Annotated in this window: 14 protein-coding genes; 11 read left to right on the top strand and 3 right to left on the bottom strand. The window is 63.5% G+C overall.

Annotation, left to right across the window (positions count from 1 at the left end; genetic code table 11):
- Position 1: 1 nt before the first annotated feature.
- The 9 genes from nikE to G6N78_RS12835 all read left to right on the top strand — a co-directional run bounded on the left by nikE (position 2) and on the right by G6N78_RS12835 (position 11,474).
- Complete coding sequence (gene nikE / locus G6N78_RS12875; RefSeq protein ID WP_165218984.1) at positions 2 to 1,648, top strand: nickel ABC transporter ATP-binding protein NikE; 1,647 nt, start codon at positions 2 to 4, stop codon at positions 1,646 to 1,648.
- A 17-nt stretch (positions 1,649 to 1,665) separates the two neighbouring features.
- Complete coding sequence (locus G6N78_RS12870) at positions 1,666 to 3,222, top strand: hydantoinase/oxoprolinase N-terminal domain-containing protein (RefSeq protein WP_165218982.1); 1,557 nt, start codon at positions 1,666 to 1,668, stop codon at positions 3,220 to 3,222.
- Positions 3,215 to 4,336 carry an S-methyl thiohydantoin desulfurase family protein gene (locus G6N78_RS12865; RefSeq protein ID WP_165218980.1) on the top strand — a complete coding sequence of 374 codons (1,122 nt, stop codon included), beginning with the start codon at positions 3,215 to 3,217 and terminating at the stop codon, positions 4,334 to 4,336. The genes G6N78_RS12870 and G6N78_RS12865 overlap by 8 nt, the downstream gene beginning before the upstream one ends.
- Before the next feature lie 69 nt (positions 4,337 to 4,405).
- Complete coding sequence (locus tag G6N78_RS12860) at positions 4,406 to 5,998, top strand: ABC transporter substrate-binding protein (RefSeq protein WP_165218978.1); 1,593 nt, start codon at positions 4,406 to 4,408, stop codon at positions 5,996 to 5,998.
- A gap of 77 nt (positions 5,999 to 6,075) precedes the next feature.
- Positions 6,076 to 7,152: an S-methyl thiohydantoin desulfurase family protein gene (locus G6N78_RS12855; protein WP_165218976.1), complete on the top strand. Its 1,077-nt coding sequence runs from the start codon at positions 6,076 to 6,078 to the stop codon at positions 7,150 to 7,152.
- Positions 7,149 to 8,687: a hydantoinase/oxoprolinase N-terminal domain-containing protein gene (locus G6N78_RS12850; RefSeq protein ID WP_165218974.1), complete on the top strand. Its 1,539-nt coding sequence runs from the start codon at positions 7,149 to 7,151 to the stop codon at positions 8,685 to 8,687. Before G6N78_RS12855 ends, G6N78_RS12850 begins: the two co-directional genes overlap by 4 nt.
- Before the next feature lie 231 nt (positions 8,688 to 8,918).
- On the top strand, positions 8,919 to 9,605 hold the full coding sequence (locus G6N78_RS12845) for a fumarylacetoacetate hydrolase family protein (RefSeq protein WP_165221727.1): 687 nt from the start codon (positions 8,919 to 8,921) through the stop codon (positions 9,603 to 9,605).
- 25 nt (positions 9,606 to 9,630) lie between these two features.
- A complete protein-coding gene (locus G6N78_RS12840) occupies positions 9,631 to 10,158 on the top strand; it encodes a gamma carbonic anhydrase family protein (RefSeq protein WP_165218972.1) in 528 nt (175 codons plus the stop codon).
- Positions 10,159 to 10,268: 110 nt separating this feature from the next.
- On the top strand, positions 10,269 to 11,474 hold the full coding sequence (locus tag G6N78_RS12835; RefSeq protein WP_165218970.1) for a GGDEF domain-containing protein: 1,206 nt from the start codon (positions 10,269 to 10,271) through the stop codon (positions 11,472 to 11,474).
- A 32-nt stretch (positions 11,475 to 11,506) separates the two neighbouring features.
- On the opposite strand, the gene G6N78_RS12830 is transcribed toward G6N78_RS12835, so the two are convergent.
- From G6N78_RS12830 to G6N78_RS12820, 3 genes are read right to left on the bottom strand one after another with little or no spacing between them, the layout of a single operon-like run.
- Positions 11,507 to 11,914 carry a Fur family transcriptional regulator gene (locus tag G6N78_RS12830; RefSeq protein WP_165218968.1) on the bottom strand — a complete coding sequence of 136 codons (408 nt, stop codon included), beginning with the start codon at positions 11,912 to 11,914 and terminating at the stop codon, positions 11,507 to 11,509.
- On the bottom strand, positions 11,911 to 12,738 hold the full coding sequence (locus tag G6N78_RS12825; protein ID WP_165218966.1) for an iron chelate uptake ABC transporter family permease subunit: 828 nt from the start codon (positions 12,736 to 12,738) through the stop codon (positions 11,911 to 11,913). Before G6N78_RS12825 ends, G6N78_RS12830 begins: the two co-directional genes overlap by 4 nt.
- Positions 12,731 to 13,693 carry an ATP-binding cassette domain-containing protein gene (locus G6N78_RS12820; RefSeq protein ID WP_165218964.1) on the bottom strand — a complete coding sequence of 321 codons (963 nt, stop codon included), beginning with the start codon at positions 13,691 to 13,693 and terminating at the stop codon, positions 12,731 to 12,733. Before G6N78_RS12820 ends, G6N78_RS12825 begins: the two co-directional genes overlap by 8 nt.
- A 100-nt stretch (positions 13,694 to 13,793) precedes the next feature.
- On the opposite strand from G6N78_RS12820, the gene G6N78_RS12815 reads away from it, so the two are divergent.
- Entirely contained in the window at positions 13,794 to 14,870 is a 1,077-nt protein-coding gene (locus tag G6N78_RS12815) for a zinc ABC transporter substrate-binding protein (RefSeq protein ID WP_165218962.1), read from the top strand.
- An 85-nt stretch (positions 14,871 to 14,955) separates the two neighbouring features.
- Positions 14,956 to 16,161, top strand: a complete 1,206-nt coding sequence (locus G6N78_RS12810) for a GTP-binding protein (RefSeq protein ID WP_165218960.1) — start codon at positions 14,956 to 14,958, stop codon at positions 16,159 to 16,161.
- Positions 16,162 to 16,195: the final 34 nt, after the last annotated feature.

The following is a 16,195-nucleotide window of genomic DNA, read 5'->3' as shown; positions in this document are numbered from 1 at the left end:
CATGCACAATCCCCTTCTCAGCATCGAAAACCTCTCGGTCGATTTCACCTCCTATGGCCGCACGCGCCAGGTGTTGCGCAATGTCAGCTTCTCGGTCGCCGCCGGCGAGCGTGTCGCCCTGATCGGGGAAACCGGCTCGGGAAAGTCGGTCACCGCCAAGGCGATCATCGGCACGCTGCCGCGCAATGCGCACATACAAGCGGGCCAGATCCGCGTGGAGGGCCGCAACGTGCTGGACCTGCCGCGTGCCGAGCGAGAGGCATTGAAGGGGACGGCCTTCTCGCTGATCATGCAGGATCCGCTCTCCTCCTTCAATCCGGTGTTCCGGGTGGGCACGCATCTCGATGACGTGATGCGCTTCGCCGACCGCCGCAACGGCGTCGCAACCTCGCGCGTCGAACGGAGAAGCCGCATTGCCGCCGTTCTGCGGCGTGTGCAGCTTGCCGATGCGGAGCGGGTGATGAATGCCTATCCGTTCGAACTCTCGGGCGGCATGCGCCAGCGCGTGCTGATCGGCCTTGCCCTTCTGCACCAGCCGAAGCTTCTGATCGCCGACGAACCGGGAACCGCGCTCGACGTCACCACGCAGGACGAGATCCTCAACCTCATCAACACGCTGGTGCGCGAAGAAAACATGGCGCTGCTGATGATCACCCACAATCTCGGCGTTGTGCGCAAGGTATCAGACCGGGTGGTGGTCATGCATCACGGCGACATCGTCGAGACCGGCCCTTGCCACGAGATCCTGAGTGAGCCATCCCAGCCTTACACCCGCGCGCTCCTCGATGCGGTGCCGGCCCTTTACGGGCCACGCGTCACCGACATGCCGCAGAGCGACCGCGCACCTATCATCCGCGTCCAAGAACTCAACAAGGTCTATGGCCGCCGCAACGGCTATCACGCGGTGCGCAATGTGAACCTCACGCTGCGGGAAGGCGAGATCTTCGGGCTCGCCGGAGAATCCGGTTCCGGCAAAACGACGGTCGCCCGCATGCTCATGGGCCTTCTGCGGCCAACCTCGGGCGAGCTTGCGATTGACGCACCGGCACCCGCCAAGGGCCGGCGCCTGACCCAGATCGTCTACCAGAATCCCGGCACCTCGCTCAATCCGAAGCGCACCGTCCGCCAGACGCTGACGCTGCCCTTGAAATCGATCGGCATGGATGCCGGCGCGCGTGAGGCACGACTGGCCGAACTGATGGATCTCGTGCGCCTGCCGCAGTCCTATCTGGGCAAGTACCCGCACGAACTGTCCGGCGGGCAAAAGCAGCGTGTGGCGATTGCCCGTGCGCTTGCCGCCGAGCCGAAGATCCTGATCCTGGACGAACCGACCGCCGCACTGGATGTCTCGGTGCAGAAGACCGTCATCGAGCTTCTGGTGCAACTGCGCGAGGATCTCGGGCTCACCTATCTGATGATCAGCCACGACCTGTCGCTGATGCGCAATTTCTGCTCGCGCATCGCCGTCATGCTGCGCGGCGAGATCGTCGAGGAAGGGGCGACACGGGATGTGTTCGCCGCCCCCGCCCATCCCTATACCCGGGCCCTCATCGCGGCCATTCCCGTCGTCTCCGATGTGGAAGAGCGCGAGAAGCCCATCGTGACCCAAGAGGAACGCATGCGCTTCCTCGTCAAATCCACAGACTGACGGAAGAGGAGCCTCACGTGTATCGCGTAGGGATCGACGTCGGCGGCACCAATACGGATGCCGTCATATTGAAGGACAAGACGGTTCTGGCCGGTGTAAAGGCCTCGACCACTGAAGACGTGACGGCGGGTGTCATCGAGGCGCTGGAAAATGTCATTGCCGCCTCCGGCATCGACCGCACGGCCATCGCCGCCGTGATGATTGGCACCACGCATTTCACCAATGCCGTGATCGAGCGGCGCCATATGGATGAAGTTGCCGCCATCCGGCTCGGCCTGCCCTCCGGTGCCGGTCTTCCGCCCATGGTCGATTGGCCGGACGACATCCGCGAGATCGTCGGCAATCACGGCTACCAGGTGAAGGGCGGCTATGAGTTCGATGGTCGCATTCTCTCGCCGCTCGATGAGGACGAGATCGTCCGCATCGCCGGCGAAATCCGCGCCAAGGGTCTGAAGGCAGCAGCCGTCACCTGCGTCTTCAGCGGCATCAATGACACGATGGAGCTGCGCACGCGCGAACTCCTCCACCGTCACTGCCCCGGCGTGCCGGTGGTGATGTCGAAGGATATCGGCCGCCATGGTCTGCTGGCGCGCGAAAGTGCCGCCATCATGAATGCCAGCCTGCTGTCGCTCGCCGACCGGACAGTCGCCGCGTTCCAGAAGGCGCTGGTGCAGGCCGGCCTCACCTGCCCCTTCTACATCACCCAGAACGACGGCACGCTGATGGCCGCAGACGTGGTGCGTGCCTTTCCGGTGCTGACCTTCGCCTCCGGCCCGACGAACTCGATGCGCGGCGCCGCCTTTCTGACCGGTCTCAAGGATGCGGTGGTGGTCGATGTCGGCGGCACGACCACCGACGTCGGCTCGCTCTCGCACGGGTTCCCGCGCCAGGCTTCCACCACAGTCGATATCGGCGGCGTGAAGACGAACTTCCGCATGCCGGATGTCTTTTCCATCGGCCTCGGTGGCGGCTCGCTGGTGGTGAAGGGCGAGAACGGCATCTCGATCGGTCCGAAATCCGTCGGCTACCGTGTGCGCCGCGAGGCTCTCTGCTTTGGTGGCTCGACCCTCACGGCAACCGATATCGCAGTTGCAGCCGGCAAAGCGGACGTGGGTGACAGAGCGCTGGTCCGTACCCTCGATGCGGCGCTGGTGGGGGCAGCGGTTGCCCGTATCGATGCCATGCTGGAAGCCTGCGTGGAGCGCAGCCGTATCTCCTCGACCCCAGTGCCGGTCATTGCCGTCGGCGGCGGCTCGATCCTGATGCCGGACCGGATCGGCGACCTTGAGGTCGTGCGGCCGGAGAATTTTGCGGTCGCCAATGCCGTGGGCGCCGCGATCGCCCAGGTCAGTGGAGAAACGGATCGGGTGTTTTCCCTCGTCGATGGCAGGACCCGCGAAGCAGCGCTTGCCGAGGCGGAGGCGGAGGCACGCGACAAGGCGATCGCCGCCGGCGCCATTTCCGACACGCTGGAAGTCATCGAGCGGGAGGATACGCCCCTCGCATACCTGCCGGGCAACGCCACCCGCATTCACGTCAAGGTCGTTGGAGAGATGGGAGCCTATCATGGCTGAAACGCGCAAGCTGAAATACGATGAGGCTGCCCTGCGCACCCTGACCCGCGACGATCTGGAGGCGCTGGAGATTGGCGCCGGGATCCTGGGCACCGGCGGCGGCGGCAATCCGTATCAGGGCAAGCTTCTGGCGCTCGAGGCGCTGAAGGCCGGCCACGAGATGAAGCTTCTGGCGACCGATGCCATAGAGCCCGACGCGCTCTGCATGTCGATCGGCGGGATCGGTGCGCCCGTCGTCGGTGTCGAACGCATCCGGGAGGGCCGGGAAGGCCTTCGCTGCCTGCGCGCCATGGAAGAACTGATCCGGATGCCGGTCGATGCCATCGTCTGCGAGGAGATTGGTGGCGCCAATTCCATGAGCCCGCTGGTGACGGCCGCACTCGGCGGTTTGCCGATCCTGGACTGCGACGGCATGGGCCGCGCCTTCCCGGAAATGCAGATGACCACCTTCTCGATCTACGGCCACAGCTCCACGCCCTCGGTCATGTGCGACCTGCACGGCAATGCGGTGATCTTCAGCCATGCGGTCTCGGAAGTCTGGCACGAACGGATGGCACGCGCCTGCGTCGTCGCCCAGGGCGGCGGGGCGATGCTGGCCACGGCCCCCATGCAGGCACACTTCGTCCACCAGTTCGCCATTCCGCGCAGCTATACGAATGCGATCGCGCTTGGCGAGGCCGTCATCCGCGCGCGCCGGATGCAGGATGATCCGATCCAGGCCGTATGCGATCTCGAAGGCGGGCGGCGCATCTTCAACGGTAAGATCACCGATCTGAAGCGCCATCTGCGCGGGGGCTTTGCGGTCGGCGATCTGGAACTCGCGGGCTTTGACGGCTGGGCCGGCGAGACCGCGAGTGTGGCAATCCAGAACGAATTCCTCCTCTTCCGCCGCAATGGCGTGGTCGAGGTCACCGTGCCCGATCTCATCGTGCTGCTCGATGTGGATACTGGCTATCCGATCACCACCGAAATGCTGCGTTACGGCCAGCGCGTCGCCGTGATCGCCATCCCCTGCCACGACCTTCTGCGCTCACCAGCGGCCCTCGAGGTCGTGGGGCCGGCCGCCTTCGGTTACCCGGACATCGCCTTCTCGCCGCTGCCAAAGGCGGCCTGACCCTTCCGAGCCCAACCCCAAACAACCGGCGGGACGGTTCCCGCCGCATAAAAGAGGAGAACCTCCAGCATGAGAAGCATGATTTCGAAGCGCCTGGCCTTGCTTGCGCTCGGCACGGCTGTTGCCCTTGGCGCAGGTCTTCCGGCAGCCTCCGCCGCCGATAAGATCTCGACCGTCGTCAATGTCCAGCAGATCTTCAGCTCGCTCGATCCGGCGAAGGTCACGGATTACACCGGCTACATGGCGATCGTGAACATGTATGACGGTCTCACAACCGTCAGCCCCTCCGGCGAGATCGTTCCGCATCTGGCAAAGTCCTGGGAGGTGTCGGACGACGGGCTGACCTACACCTTCCATCTGCGCGACGACGCGAAGTTCCAGGACGGCACCCCGGTCAAGGCTGCCGACATGGTCTGGTCCATCCAGCGTCTGCTGGGCATCAACAAGGGCCCCTCCAACCTGATCGTCGGCGTGCTGAAGCCGGAAAACGTGACCGCTCCGGATGAGAAGACGCTCGTCCTCAAGATCGACCGGCAGTTCTCGCCGTTCCTCGCCGCGACACCGCTGATGATGGCGCTCAACAAGACGCTGATCACCGCCAATGCCAAGCCGGACGACACATGGGGCGAGGCCTATGTCGGCGAACATTCGGCAGGCTCCGGCCCCTACAAGCTCGTCAGCTACAACCGCTCCGCCGACATGGTGATCGCCCGCAACGCCGATTATTTCCTCGGCTGGACGAAGGGAACGCCGATCGACGAGGTCCGCTTCGTCCAGACGAGCGACGATGCGACCGTCAAGGCGCTGGCCGAAAAGGGAGAGCTTGGTTTTTCCTCGCACGGCCTCGGCAACGACACCTACGAAGCCATCGGCAAGATGAAGGGCTACAAGCTGATCCAGACGCGCACGTCCGGCGGCTTCGTCATCAAGCTCAACACCAAGGTCTATCCGACCGACGACGTGCATGTGCGCCGTGCCATCGCCTATGCCACCGACTACAAGACCATCCAGGACATCATCTACCCCGGCACCGACATGCAGGGCCCGCTGTCGACGGCCTTCAAGGACGCGCATAACGGCGACATCAAGCCCGGCACCTTCGACCTTGAAAAGGCGAAGGAGGAACTGGCGAAGTCGAAATATGCGGGGCAGAAGATCACGCTGGTGAACAGCTACGTCGCCTCGCTCGCCTTCGAGGCGGAAGTGGCACTGCTTCTGCAGGCCAATCTGGAGCAGATCGGCATCACGCTCGACATCAAGCCGGAGCCGTGGAACCGCATCGTTGAACTGTCCTCCAAGCCGGACACGACGCCCGCCTCGACACAGGTCAACATTTCGCCGACCTATCCTTCGCCGGATTCGATGTTCTACAACCAGTACCACTCCAAGGCATCCGGCACCTGGATGTCCATGGAATGGCTGCAGAATCCGGAGATCGACGCGCTGATCGACAAGTCGCGCGGCACCACCGACGTGGCCGAACAGAATGCCGTCTACAAGGACCTGCAGGCGAAGATCGCCGATCTGCAGCCGGATGTCTGGGCGGTTGCCCCGAACCGGCGCTATGCGGCCAATGCCTGCCTGCAGGGCTACAAGTTCATTCCCATGCAGAGCTGGGATCTGAACTTCTCCAACTTCACCTGGGATTGCACGGCGAATTAAGCCTTCGCATCCAGCTGACAAACCGGCCCCGACCCCGGGGCCGGCATACCCCCTCCTTGCCTTGCCGAAGGTCGGACATGCTTCAGGAATTTGCAGAAGAAAACATCGAACCGCTTGCCATCGGCGCCTGGATTCTCGGCACCGGCGGTGGCGGCGATCCTTACATCTCCACGCTGAACCTCCGCCGGCTCTATGCCGAGGGCACCCGCGTCGATCTGATGGATCCGATGGCGCTCGACGACGACGACATGGTCGCCGTCGTCTCCAAGATGGGGGCACCGCTGGTCGGCCAGGAACGCCTGGGCGACCCCGTGCATCTCGCCCGTGCGGTCGAAGTCATGGAAGACTATCTTGGCAAGCGTTTCCGCGCCATCATGAGCGTGGAGATCGGCGGATCGAACGCGCTGTCCTCCTTCCTGGCAGCCGCCGTTCTCAATCGTCCCGTCGTCAATGCCGATGCGATGGGGCGCGCCTATCCGGAAGCGCAGATGACCTCGTTTGCGATAGGCAACCTGCCGATGTTCCCGTTGTCGCTGGTCGATGTGCGCGACAACGAGGTGATCGTGACGCGGGCGGCCTCGTGGAAATGGATGGAGCGCATCTCGCGCAAGGTCTGCACGGAAGTGGGCTCGACCGCTGCCACCTGCAAGGCACCGCGCACCGGCCGGGAAGTCAAGGAATGGGGCATTCATGACACGGTGACCAAGGCGGTCGAACTCGGCAAGGCGGTGCTCGATGCCCGCCGCCGGCACGCCGATCCCGTCGAGGCCATTCTCAACCACGAAGGCGGCAAGCTGTTGTTCCGCGGCAAGGTGATCGATGTGGCGCGGGAGACGACCGGCGGCTTTTTGCGCGGCCGTACAGTCATTGAGGGTATCGACGGCGATCGCGGCGCACGTATGGAGCTTGCCTTCCAGAACGAATGGGCCGTTGCCTTCCGCGACGGCGAAGCGGTGGCGATGACCCCCGACCTGCTCTGCCTTCTCGATACGGTGTCCGGCAGCGCGATCGGAACGGAATCCGTTCGGTACGGCCAGCGTGTGACGGTCGTCGCGCTGCCCGCTCCCCGCCTGCTGACCACGCCTGCCGGCATTGCCGCCGTCGGCCCCCGCGCCTTCGGCTATGACATTGACTTCAGATCGGTATTTCCATGAAACGCATCGGTATTGACGTTGGCGGCACGAACACGGATGCCGTTCTGGTGGATGGCGAGCGCATTGTCGCCTCGATCAAGGTTCCCACCACGCAGGATGTGCTGTCGGGGGTCAAGGCTGCCCTTTCGCATGTGATCAACGCGCCGGCATCGACCGGGCTTTCCGTTGATGCGGTGATGATCGGCACGACGCATTTCACCAATGCGGTGGTGGAGCGCGCCCGTCTGGAGCGTGTCGCCGCCATTCGTGTAGCACTTCCGACCGGCCGCTCGCTGCCGCCGATGTGCGACTGGCCGCGCGACCTTTATGAAGCTGTCGATCCGATGATCTTCATGGTGCATGGCGGCCATGAATATGACGGCAGTCCGCTGGTGCCCATGCAGGCAGACGAAATCCGCAACGCGGCGATGCGCATCCGCGATGCCGGCATCACCTCGATCGCGATCTCGGCCATCTTCTCGCCGCTCACGACTGAATGTGAGGTGAAAGCCGCCGAGATCGTGCGGTCCGTCATTCCGGACGCCAGGATCACGCTCTCCCACACACTTGGCCGGATCGGTCTTCTGGAGCGGGAAAACGTCGCAATCCTGAACGCCGCGCTGCAATCGCTGGGCCGGACCACGGTTCAGGCCTTTGCCGATGCTCTCTCGGACATCGGCGTTGGCGCCCCCTTCTACCTCACGCAGAACGATGGCACCGTGGCGCTCGCGGATGTCGCCGCGGCCAATCCGGTTCACAGTTTTGCCTCCGGCCCCACCAATTCCATGCGCGGCGCCGCCTTTCTGACCGGCATGGAGAATGGCATGGTCGTGGATGTCGGCGGCACGACCTCCGATATCGGCTGCCTGGTCGGCGGTTTCCCGCGCGAGGCGAACAATATCGTGCATATCGGCGGCGTAAGGACGCTGTTCCGCATGCCGGATCTCCTGCCGATCGCCTTGGGTGGGGGCACCATCATCAACCCGCAGACCGGTGAGATCGGCCCGCGGTCCGCCGGCTATCGCATCCTCACCGAGGCCCTGGTGTTTGGCGGCTCGACGCTGACCACCTCCGACATCGCGGTTGCGGCAGGCATCGTCGAGATGGGCGACCGGGATCGTGTGAAGGGGCTCGACCGGGATCTGGTGCGCACCACCCTTGCCCGGATCGGCGACATGGTCGCGGACAATTTCGACCGTATGAAAACCTCGGCCGATGACGTCCCGCTGATTGCCGTCGGCGGCGGCGCCTTCCTGATCCCGGACAAGGTTGCCGGCGCTTCCGAGGTGGTTCGGGTAAAAAATGCAGGCGTGGCCAATGCACTGGGGGCGGCCATGGCGCAGGTGTCGGGCGAAGTGGACCAGGTCTTTTCCGGCATGAGCCGTGACGAGGCGCTGGCGGCGGCGGAAACCGGTGCACGCAATGCCGCCGTTTCCTCCGGTGCAGCGCAGGACAGCCTGAAGACGCTCGAGATCGAGGATATCCCGATCGCCTATCTGCCGGGCGGCGCGCGGCGCGTGCGCGTTCGCGTCATCGGCGACATCGCGTTCGGCTGATCTGCCGTCACGACGAACGGCCTTGCCACCCATCTTCGGACTTCAACCCGCCTGTACCATCATCGGTGCCGGCGGGTTGAAGTCGCGCCTGAACCGGCCTGCCGGTCGGGGATAATCGAGCCGCCCCAAGAGCGTCGCGCGGACCAGGAAAGGCGAGACAAATGCCGGCGCCTCCGATAGGAAAGGAGGGACTGACACATCATCCTGCCGCACGAGGTTTCCGTGACCGCTTTGCCCACCACCGTCATCCCGCTTCCCCAGCCCGTCCTTTTGCCCGTGTCCGGTTCGGATGCGCAGTTTCCGGTGCGCCGGGTCTATTGCGTCGGCCGCAATTATGCCGACCATGCGATCGAGATGGGCCACGACCCCTCGCGCGAGCCGCCCTTCTTTTTCCAGAAGAACCCGCAGAACCTGGTGACGGACGGCCGTTTTCCCTATCCGCCGCTGTCCGCCAATGTGCATTTCGAGGTGGAACTGGTAATGGCCCTGAAGGCCGGCGGCAGCGATATCGCGCTCGACGATGCACTCGACTGCGTCTGGGGTTACGGCGTCGGGATCGATTTCACCCGGCGTGACCTGCAGGACGGCTTGAAGAAAGCCGGTCGATCCTGGGAAGCGGCCAAGGCCTTCGAGGCTTCCGCCCCCGTCTCCGCCCTTCGTCCCGCAGACGAGATCGGCCATCCGCAGGCAGGCGCCATCTGGCTCGACGTCAATGGTCAACGCAAGCAGTCGGGCGATCTTGCCCAGATGATCTGGAAACTGCCGGAAATCGTGGTCGAGCTGTCAAAGCTCTTTACGCTCGCCGCCGGTGATATCATCATGACCGGCACGCCCGCCGGCGTCGGGCCGATCGTCCGCGGCGACCACATCCGCTGCGGCGTCGAGGGCGTCGCGGACCTGGACGTCGCCATCATCTGACGGGACGAACGAGGAGGAAACCATCATGCCGCTCTATGCACTCGACGATCAGGCCCCGAAGACACCCGCAGCCGGACGTTTCTGGGTGGCGCCGGGTGCGCATGTGATCGGCCGGGTCGAGATCGGCGAGGATGTCGGCATCTGGTTCGGCGTGACGATCCGCGGCGACAACGAGTGGATCACGCTGGGTGCGCGCACCAACATCCAGGAAAACACCGTGATCCACACGGATTGGGGGTTTCCGGTGACGATCGGTGAAGGCTGCACCATCGGCCATGGCGCGATCATCCACGGCTGCAGCATCGGCGACAATTCGCTGGTCGGCATGGGCGCGACCGTGCTGAACGGCGCCCGCATCGGCAAAAACTGCCTCGTCGGTGCGAATGCCCTGGTGACGGAAGGCAAGGAGTTTCCGGACAATTCGCTGATCGTCGGATCTCCGGCCAAGGCGATCCGCACGATTGACGAGGACGGTGTCGCAAAACTGCGCCAATCCGCCGAAAATTATGTGAAGAACTGGCAGCGGTTCGCTGGCAGTCTGCGCGAAATCTGAAAAACTGTTGCGTTACGGCGCCCTATAAGATGTACTAAGTGATTATTCATATCTCGTAGGCAATACTATTTAAGCATTTGCTGCCGCTCTGTTCGGACAGGTCTATTTTGATGACTGATTTGCAGCAGGATCATTCTGCTTTTGCGCGTGCAGTTGCCCCGCAAGTCGATCAGGCGCTTGCGTCCAAACGTTACGTTTCCCGCTTTCCGCAGCCTTTGGAGCGGTCTTATCAAGCGTATGCCGCAGACTTGAAATCAGGCCAGTCCCTGAAGGCCACCGCCATCAGCCTGGTTGTTTTCAACCTCGGCATCATTATGGATTATACCGCGCATCCGGATCACCTCTGGGAGTTTCTGCTGATCCGCGTCGTCTTCGCCTCGCTTCCCTGTCTGTATCTTGTCTGGTTCAGCCGCAGGCTGGCAACGTACGCGCTCCGGGACTGGCTCTCCGGCGCCGCGCTGATCTGGATCGGACTGTCCATGAACATTCTCGTCGAGATGCGTGGCTCCCCCCCGGTGCAACTGGCCTTCGGTATCGGTCTGCTGATCGTCGTGGCGAACGTCGTCTTCCACCTCCGCACGGCCGTTGCAGCCAGCACCTCGCTTGTCATCATGCTCGTCACGACGGCGTTTCTCGGGATACGCGTCGAATCATCGCTGACACCGGCAGACGGTCTCGCGCTGCTGTTCGTGGCCGCGGCCGGCGTTCTGACCCTGCTTGCCAACTATCGCCTGGAGTGCACGCTGCGCCACCTGTACCTGATGATCCTGCGGGAGACGCTTCGCACGGGCGACATGGAGCGGGTGAACGAAGAACTGACGGCGATTTCGCAGACGGATCCTTTGACCGGCATTGCCAATCGCCGCCTGTTTGACCGGCAGTTCGGGACCGCGTGCGGGAGTTCCCTCGACACGGGGGAAATGCTGGCGCTCCTGCTGATCGACGTCGATCACTTCAAGCGCTACAACGACACCCACGGCCATCTGGTCGGCGATGCCTGCCTGAAGCAGGTGGCGAAAACGATCGCATTGCAGGTGCGCCGCGAGCGCGACCTGCCGGCCCGGATCGGCGGAGAGGAATTTGCCGTCCTGCTGCGCGATGCCACCGAAACGGCTGCACAGAAGGTTGCCGACCGCATCCACCGGGCATTGGCCGCTGACTGGCCGGAAGGGCTTGCCCCCGTTACCGTCAGCATCGGTCTTGCGATCCTGCGATCCCCCTCAGCCGATGCGATCATGGCAGCGGCCGACAAGGCGCTTTATGAGGCCAAGAACGGTGGCCGAAACCGCACGATCACCACGGCAACGGCAGCCTGAGACGAGCGATCGACCATACCACCATCCGGCCGTCACCCGCCCATGCAGGCGCTGCACAGACCGCGCAGTTCGATCGTCGTCTTCTCCGCCTTGAAACCCTTCTGCTGCGCCCAGCCGCGCAGACGGTCGTCGATGGCGTGATCGTGAAACTCGCTCACCTGGCCGCATTTTTCGCAGATGGCAAACGCAACCGTGCCGTGGTGATGCTGGCAGCAAGCTTCGTGCGTGTGCGAACAGGCGACGAAGGAATTCAGGCTTTCCAGCCGGTGCACGAGGCCGAAGTCGAGCAGTTTTTCGAGCGCCCGGTAGACCTGCAGCGGCGCCCGGAAGCCGCTGTCGCGCAGCTTGTCGAGGATCGTATAGGCGCTCATCGGCTGCTCCGCACGCGACAGCACGTCGAGCACCAGGGCCTGGTTCTTCGTCAGGTTAGGCGTGTTCATGGACGGTCTCCCGGAATGGCTGGGCTGCCTGCGAAGGTCCGGCGGGCCGGAGCAAGCAGGCTGGCGACAAAAAGGGCAAGCGCCGCAACGACGATCGAGGGACCGGAGGGCGTGTCGCCGTAGAGCGAGCCGAACAGTCCCCCGACGACAGCGACCGCACCGATCAGCGAGGAGAGAACCGCCATCGTCTCCGGGCTGCTGGAAAAACGCCGGGCACTTGCCGCCGGAATGATCAGCAGCGCGGTAATCAGCATGATGCCGACGATCTTCATGGCAATCGCAATCACCAGCGCCATCAGGAGCATGAAGATCAGCCGGGCGCGCTCGGGCTTCAGGCCCTCTGCCTCGGCCAGTTCATGGCTGACGGTGGACGCAATCAGCGAGCGCCAGAGGAAGGCAAGGCACGTGAGCACCAGAGCCCCGCCCCCCCAGATCAGCAGGATGTCCTGCGTGGTGACTGCGAGAATATCGCCGAACAGGAAGGCAATGAGATCGATGCGCACCCAGGACATGAAGGCGACGAGCACAAGCCCGATCGCCAGCGTCGAATGCGACAGGATACCGAGCAGCGAATCTGCCGACAGCGCCTGGCGCTTCTGCAGAAGGAGAAGCAGCAGGGAAACCCCGACCGCCACGGCAAACACGCTGACCAGCAGATTGATCTCGAAGAACAGGGACAAGGCAACACCGAGCAGTGCCGAATGCGCCATGGTGTCGCCGAAATAGGCCATGCGGCGCCAGACGACGAGGCAGCCGAGCGGGCCGGTGGTGAGCGCCAGTCCGACGCCGGCAACCATGGCGCGGACGAAGAAGTCGTCAAACATGGCGCCCCTCCCCGCGTTCCGGCCGTTCCGCCTCATGATGGTGATGGTGCTCGTGGGCATGGGCGTCGGCGTGGGTATGCGAATGGCCATCGGCGTGATCATCACCATGTCCATCATCATGGTCATGGGCGTGCGGATGCCCGTCATGATCATGGTGATGCCCGTCACCGGGATGGCAATGATCCGTCACGCTGCCATCGGAATGCAGCACGCGACCATCAGGCAGATGGGTATGGTCGTGGCGATGGTCGTAAAATGCAAGCCCGGCGGGCGCCTGGCCGAACAGGCGCTGGTAGTCCTGGCTCTGGCTGACGGCAGCGGGCGTTCCGCGGCAGCAGACATGGCCGTTGAGGCAGATCACCGTGTCGGTGCGGGCCATCACCATGTGCAGGTCGTGGCTGATCATCAAAACGCCGCAGCCGGTGCGGTCGCGAATGTCACCGATCAGCTGGTAGAGCGCGCTTTCTCCGGCGAAATCGACGCCCTGCACCGGTTCATCCAGCACGAGAAGATCGGGATCGCGGGCAATGGCGCGCGCCAGAAGCACCCGCTGAAATTCGCCACCCGAGAGATGCTGAACTTCGGCATGGCGCAGATGAAGCACGCCGGCAGCGTCGAGCGACGCCTCAAGCTTGGTGTGTTGCAGGCGACCGGTCAAATGCATCAGGCGCTCGACGGAAAGCGGCATGGTGCGGTCGATCGCCAGCTTCTGCGGCACGTAACCGATGACGAGGCGCGCGGCGCGCTCCACCTTGCCCTCGTCCGCGGCCAGAACGCCGATCGCCATCTTGGCCGTGGTGGATTTGCCGGCCCCGTTCGGACCGATCAAGGTCACGATCTCGCCCCGGCCGATCGACAGATCGACCCCGCGCACGAGCCAGCGGCCCTGCCGGATGACGCCGGCCTGGCTCAGCGAGACCAGCAGCCCCTCACGCGGTTCAACATGCATCAACATTCATAAAACCTCAGGCGGCATTGCCCTCTTGCTATGACACGCGTTATAGCGTAACGCAATCTATGTAATAACATAACACAAGCATTCAAGGAGCGAGCGCATGACGCGAACCGCAACCGCCCTCTTCGCATCCGCCGCCTTTTTCGCTGCTGGCACCATGGCAGCCACAACCGCCGCGGCCGCACCGGACGTGGTGGTCTCGATCAAGCCGATCCATTCGCTGGTCGCAGCCGTGATGCAAGGCGTCGGCGAACCGAAGCTGATCGTCGACGGCGCCGCCTCCCCGCACACGTTTACGATGAAGCCCTCGAATGCGCGCACCATCGAGGGCGCCGACGTGGTGTTCTGGATCGGCCCGAACCTAGAGGCCTTCCTGGACAAGCCGCTCGATGCGCTCGCCGGCAAAGCGACCGTCGTGGCGCTCGGCGACGTGGCGGGCGTCGAGACCCTGCCCTTCCGCGAAGGTGGCCCCTTCGAAGCGCACGACCATGGTGATGATGATCACGATCACGCGGATCATGGGCACGCGGACCATGGGCACGATCACGGGGCGGAAAAACCCGCGGAGCAGGAAGCCCATTCGGATCACGATCACGACCACAAAGGTCATGACCATGCCGCCGAAGCGGATGCCCACCATGATCATGACCATGGCGGCTTCGATGCCCACCTCTGGCTTGACCCGGAAAATGCCAAGGCGATGGCAAAAGCCATCGAGGCGCAGTTGGTCGCCGCCGATCCCGCGAATGTTGCCGTCTACACGAAGAACACCGTGGCGCTTCTGAAGCGCATCGACGCCATGAACGACGACATTGCCAAGACCATCGCTCCGGTGAAAAACAAGCCCTTCATCGTTTTCCACGACGCCTATCAGTATTTCGAGCATCATTACGGCGTGACGGTTGCCGGCTCGGTCACGGTCAGCCCGGAAACCGCGCCCGGCGCGGAACGGCTGAAGGAGATCCAGGCGAAGATCAACAGCCTTGGCGCAACCTGCGTGTTCGCCGAACCGCAGTTCACGCCAAAACTGATCAACGTCGCAACGGAAGGCACCAAGGCAAAATCGGGCGTGCTCGATCCGGAAGGCGCGACACTGAAGGCCGGCCCGGATCTCTACTTCGATCTGATGACCGGTATTGCCGCCTCGCTGTCGGATTGCCTTGGCCGCGACAGCTAAACAGACCCATCGTGTCGAAGAAGGCGGCCAAGACCGCCTTTTTCTGGATTGAAGATTGTAATGTTATAACAAAAGGAGCATTCCCATGGATCGGCGACTTCCCGTCACCGTCCTGTCCGGCTTCCTCGGGGCCGGCAAGACCACGCTTCTCAACCATATTCTCACCAATCGCGACGGCCTGCGCGTCGCCGTCATCGTCAACGACATGAGCGAGGTGAACATCGACGCGGCCCTGGTGCGCGATGGCGGGGCCGAACTGTCGCGCACGCAGGAACAGTTGGTGGAAATGACCAATGGCTGCATCTGCTGCACGCTGCGCGACGACCTGTTGAAGGAGGTGCGGGCGCTGGCCGACCAGAAGCGGTTCGATTATCTCCTCATCGAATCGACCGGGATCGCCGAACCCCTTCCCGTCGCCGGCACCTTCGAATTCCGCGACGAGAACGGCGAAAGCCTGTCGGATGTGGCAAGGCTCGATACCATGGTGACGGTGGTGGATGCCGCGAACCTGCTGAAAGATTATGGCTCCTCCGACTTTCTGGCCGATCGCGGCGAGACCGCCGGCGATGGTGACAACCGCACGCTCGTCGATCTGCTGGTGGAGCAGATCGAGTTTGCCGATGTGGTGATCATCAACAAGATCTCGACCGCCACCCCGGACGAGCGGGCCGCCGCACGGGCCATCGTTGCGGGCCTCAATCCCGATGCACGGATCATCGAGACCGATTTCGGTCAGGTCGCCTCGCGCGATCTTCTGGGCACCGGGCTTTTCGATCATGCCAAGGCCGAAACCCATCCGCTGTGGTTCAAGGAACTGCACGGCTTCAACGAGCATGTGCCGGAGACGGAAGAATACGGGATTCGCTCGTTTGTCTACCGCGCCCGCCGTCCCTTCGATCCGGCGAAACTGCACACCTTCATCAATCAGTCCTGGCCAGGCGTCATCCGCGCAAAAGGCTTCTTCTGGCTGGCGACGCGGCCCTACCATGTGGGCGAGATCTCGCAGGCCGGCGCACTCATTCGCACCCAGAAGCTCGGCCTCTGGTGGGATGCGGTGCCGCGCGAACAATGGCCGCAGGATGCCGGCTTCCGCGATGGGCTGGCCCGTTATCTCGATCCGGTCTGGGGCGACCGGCGACAGGAAATCGTCTTCATCGGGGCAGACCCGATGGACGAACACTGGATCCGCAACCAGCTCGACATCTGTCTCCTGCCAGACAGCCGCTTTGATCCGGACCGCTGGAGGGATTTGCCCGATCCCTTTGCGAGCTGGAACAGACAGGCTGCCTGAGACGGAAGGGCCGCCGGAGCGATCCGGCGGCCCG

The sequence above is a fragment of the Allorhizobium pseudoryzae genome (assembly GCF_011046245.1).
Lineage (GTDB): Bacteria > Pseudomonadota > Alphaproteobacteria > Rhizobiales > Rhizobiaceae > Neorhizobium > Neorhizobium pseudoryzae.
The sequence above is the reverse complement of the archived record's forward strand: the minus strand, read 5'-3'. Positions and strand labels throughout refer to the sequence as shown.

Excerpts from the sequence above, each read along its gene's own strand:
- G6N78_RS12830 (WP_165218968.1), bottom strand. The coding sequence starts at position 11,914 with ATGAACACGCCTAACCTGACGAAGAACCAGGCCCTGGTGCTCGACGTG.
- G6N78_RS12850 (WP_165218974.1), top strand. The coding sequence starts at position 7,149 with ATGAAACGCATCGGTATTGACGTTGGCGGCACGAACACGGATGCCGTT.
- G6N78_RS12810 (WP_165218960.1), top strand. The coding sequence starts at position 14,956 with ATGGATCGGCGACTTCCCGTCACCGTCCTGTCCGGCTTCCTCGGGGCC.
- G6N78_RS12835 (WP_165218970.1), top strand. The coding sequence starts at position 10,269 with ATGACTGATTTGCAGCAGGATCATTCTGCTTTTGCGCGTGCAGTTGCC.
- G6N78_RS12855 (WP_165218976.1), top strand. The coding sequence starts at position 6,076 with ATGCTTCAGGAATTTGCAGAAGAAAACATCGAACCGCTTGCCATCGGC.
- G6N78_RS12840 (WP_165218972.1), top strand. The coding sequence starts at position 9,631 with ATGCCGCTCTATGCACTCGACGATCAGGCCCCGAAGACACCCGCAGCC.
- nikE (WP_165218984.1), top strand. The coding sequence starts at position 2 with ATGCACAATCCCCTTCTCAGCATCGAAAACCTCTCGGTCGATTTCACC.
- G6N78_RS12825 (WP_165218966.1), bottom strand. The coding sequence starts at position 12,738 with ATGTTTGACGACTTCTTCGTCCGCGCCATGGTTGCCGGCGTCGGACTG.
- G6N78_RS12820 (WP_165218964.1), bottom strand. The coding sequence starts at position 13,693 with ATGTTGATGCATGTTGAACCGCGTGAGGGGCTGCTGGTCTCGCTGAGC.
- G6N78_RS12860 (WP_165218978.1), top strand. The coding sequence starts at position 4,406 with ATGAGAAGCATGATTTCGAAGCGCCTGGCCTTGCTTGCGCTCGGCACG.
- G6N78_RS12865 (WP_165218980.1), top strand. The coding sequence starts at position 3,215 with ATGGCTGAAACGCGCAAGCTGAAATACGATGAGGCTGCCCTGCGCACC.
- G6N78_RS12815 (WP_165218962.1), top strand. The coding sequence starts at position 13,794 with ATGACGCGAACCGCAACCGCCCTCTTCGCATCCGCCGCCTTTTTCGCT.